The sequence below is a fragment of the Paraburkholderia sp. RL17-373-BIF-A genome (assembly GCF_046030175.1).
GTDB lineage: Bacteria > Pseudomonadota > Gammaproteobacteria > Burkholderiales > Burkholderiaceae > Paraburkholderia.
The window spans coordinates 1-301 of the sequence record NZ_JARESO010000503.1 but is presented as its reverse complement, the minus strand read 5'-3'; the positions used below and the strand labels follow the sequence as shown (position 1 = coordinate 301).

Sequence of the window (301 nt, the reverse complement as noted above, 5' to 3'; positions counted from 1 at the left end):
AGTTCGTGCGGAAGCTGGAATTTCCTTGCAATCACGGATGTTTTCCGTTGCGGACTTCATCGCTGAGGTGAAATATGCCGCTGACCTTCTGGCCCAGACTCGCGGATGCGCACTGACGGTTTCTGCTGTGGATGCGCGGCTTGCCTTCAGCGGGGATCGTGACCAGCTTTATTCGGCGGTCGGAAACCTGCTGCAAAATGCCCTTAAGTTCACTCACCACCATACCGAAGTAACGTTGGACGCCTACGCGCTGTCGGATCGCATCCTGATCGATGTGAAGGATCATTGCGGTGGTCTCCCG

The 301-nt window shown here is 55.8% G+C and carries 1 protein-coding gene; it reads left to right on the top strand.

The window, feature by feature from the left end:
- The coding region (locus P0D80_RS51550) for a sensor histidine kinase (RefSeq protein WP_408296748.1) at positions 1 to 301 on the top strand (301 nt) is incomplete at both ends.